Below are 2933 nucleotides of genomic sequence, written 5' to 3'. Positions count from 1 at the left end.
ATGCGAAAAGCGCGTGGAACCCGAAGGTTGCCCGGCCGCAATGGGACCGGCTTATGGCCCGGTTGGAAAGCGGGGAAGCTCAGGGGGTGTGGGTTCTTGATGTGACCCGGTTTTCCCGCAAGATTATGGAGGGTGAGCGGCTTGTCGAAGCCGCACGGGCAGGACGGCTTATTTGGTCGTCCGCTGGAGAGTATGATCTGAATACGGCGGAAGGCAGGCGGATTTTCCGCAAAGAAATGGTGGATGCCGCCGCTGAGTCCGACAAGATCAGTGAGCGGGTGCGTAGGGGAAACCGGCGGAAAGCGGCCCGTGGGCGTAATCCGCATGGTGGCGGTCGGGGTTTTGGGATGCCCGGGTTTCTTCCTGCCCCGTCGGGGTGGGAACCGGGCGATCTCCGTACGCCGGTGGAGAGGGCGGTGCTAGACGCGGAACAGGCGGTGGTCCGGGAATGCTACCGGCGTTTGCTTGCCGGTGAAATCAAGGTGGCCCCGCTTGCTGCGGAGTTGAACCGGCGTGGGGTGCGTACGGTGAACGGTAATCTGTGGACACGTAAAACCCTGGTAAACACGCTGATCCGTCCGGCGTTGGCGGGTGTCATCATGGTGGAGGGTGATGCGGTCGGGAATCGCCGTGGGTTCGACCCGGTGGTGTCCGAGAAGGATTGGAGGCTGATGTGCGCGCTGTTGGCCTCGCGGCGGCCGGGCCGTCCGGCGGGACAGCGGCACGTCCTGTCGGGTCTGCTGCGCTGCCCGTGCGGTTCAAAACTGTACGGCCGGAAGAACGTTCATCTACCACCCTACCCGGACGGGAAGGTGAAACGGGCCTACCGTTGCCACGTCGACGTGGCGATCGGATGCGGTAACTACATTGACGCGCGGGTAGCGGAGGATGCCGTACGGACAGCGGTGATCGCACGCCTGTCGGATCCGCGATTCGCGGCGGACATTGCCGAGCGTGCGGACACCGCGAACCGCGAACGTCTCAGTACAGAAAGCGAGCTTGCCCATTGGAATAAGCAAGCAGACGAATTGTCGGAGAAAACAGGGGCATGGACGGTGGCCCGGGTCGACCGGGCCATGAAGCCGATCACAGCGAAGATAGAGGAACTACAGACAAAGCTGTCTGCCTTGGATATCCCCGCCGACCCACGGACGCTGACGCAGGACATAGAAGCACGGTGGACGGAAGCGGAAGCGGACGAAGACTTTGAGGCCCTACGGACCATGATCCGCACCGCGTTTCCGCTTCTGATTCTGCGGCTACCTGTCCGCTACGGAGATCACAGTGTGGCGCGGTTCGACTGGGAAGGCACGGGCAAGGAAATACCGGCTCTACCGGACCCGGAAACCGTGCTTCGGCGGTCCCTCGCCACACCCGAGGGACGGACGGTGAAAGAACTGTGCGCCGACACCGGCATGTCCTATTCGTGGGTGTACCCACGGGTGAAAAAATGGGAAGCCGCGAGCGTGGTGGTGAAGACCCGAGCTGCGCACGGTGGTCTCGGTCAGGGTGGCGGGATGATCCCTGCCCGGTACGCGCTGGTCACCCCACCCCCCACCCGCGTGGACCCGAGGGGCACGGCGGACATGCCCCCCACGACCCCGTAGCGGGGTCCCCTAAGCACGGTCCCCATGACCGGACGGCCGGACCGGCCGTTGTAAGCGGCTCCCGGGTTGGCGGGCCAACGCCAACCCGGGGCCTTGATCCCCATCCCCTGAATCCAGCAGGAGTCGAAGACCCATGCCTATCGTGCCTGATGACGAGCGCACCCCGTATGACGACCGCCCGTTGGCCTACGTGCTTCCCGCGTCGACCGGTGACCGGCATCTGATGATCCTGCCCGGTGCGGATCCGGATGATTTGATGGCCGCGTGCGCTGATCTGCCGTCCGGTGCGGTGTACCGGGACTTCCGTGGGGACCGGCATCACGTCGCGCTGGTCTTCCGTCCGCTTCCGTTCCCGACCGCCGGGAACGACGCGCCGACCGTCCCGGACGGTCCCCTCGCGTCCGGCGGGTGGGTGCCGACCGTGCCGCATGCGGGGCGCACCGATCCCTTGCAGGATGCGACGCGCGGACCGCGTGCCCGCCATGATCGGGCGTTGGTTCCGGCGTTTTGGACGGTGGTGGACGGGCGGGTGGTTGCTGGCCCGTGGGCGGACCGGTATGACGCAGTCCGGGCGGGGGATGACCATCCCGGTAGCGCCGTCGGCTACGGGGTGGTAGCGGCGGACGGGACGCTGACGAGCCGTTCCGCACCGGATGATCTCGCGTTCAATCGCCTGTGGTCCGAACAGGTCGCGCGGCTCACCGATGACCATGGGGGGAGGGTGCGCGCGACCCGGGACGCTACCGCGCTGCTCACGGTGCGGGTAGCGCGTGCGCTCGTGCTGGCGGGGGTGCCGGTGGCGGACACTACCGGGCGGGAGGCAACCGGCGGGGTCCTGCTTGTCCCGGTGCGCACGGGTGCGTACCGGGGGGTGGCGTTGGGGTGGGCTACCCATCCCCGGATGGCCACCATCCCCACGGCGAATCGGCCCGTCCCGGCCGGGGTGGGTGATGTGCTGACCTACGCGGTAGCGGCCACGCTCGACGCGTTGGGGTTCACCGTGCGCTACGGCAGGCAGACACGGGCGCATCTGGTCACGGCCGGACCGGGGGACGCGCGATGAGCGACGTGCCGACGTGTGAGACACCCCGTTGTGCCGCACCCGCACTGGTGATCGTCTCCGATGGGAGAGAAACGGCGTTGGCGTGCGCCCTATGCCACGAGGCCATGTTGCGGGCCAGCGGCGGAGTGATCCGTGGCATCGGTCTCGTCCCCCGGACCCCACGCCCGTAGCCGCTTGCTAGACGCTTACAGGAACAGGCCCCCCGCACCGGATCCGGTGCGGGGGGCCTGCCGCATGTTGGGGTCAGTCGGTGGGGGGTGGGT

The 2933-nt window shown here is 67.0% G+C and carries 2 protein-coding genes; both read left to right on the top strand.

The annotated features are described in order from the left end of the window. On the top strand, positions 1 to 1607 hold a 1607-nt coding region (locus AC08OV_RS21820; RefSeq protein WP_476620239.1), incomplete at its 5' end, for a recombinase family protein. Between the two features lie 133 nt (positions 1608 to 1740). Continuing rightward, the gene (locus AC08OV_RS21815) at positions 1741 to 2670 is read left to right on the top strand and encodes a hypothetical protein (RefSeq protein WP_476620238.1); all 930 of its coding nucleotides are present in this window, start codon (positions 1741 to 1743) and stop codon (positions 2668 to 2670) included. The last annotated feature ends 263 nt before the right edge of the window (positions 2671 to 2933 follow it).

This window comes from Frankia sp. CeTa3Moorea (assembly GCF_978021225.1).
Note: the sequence above shows the minus strand (reverse complement) of the source record. Positions and strands in the feature narration are given on the sequence as shown.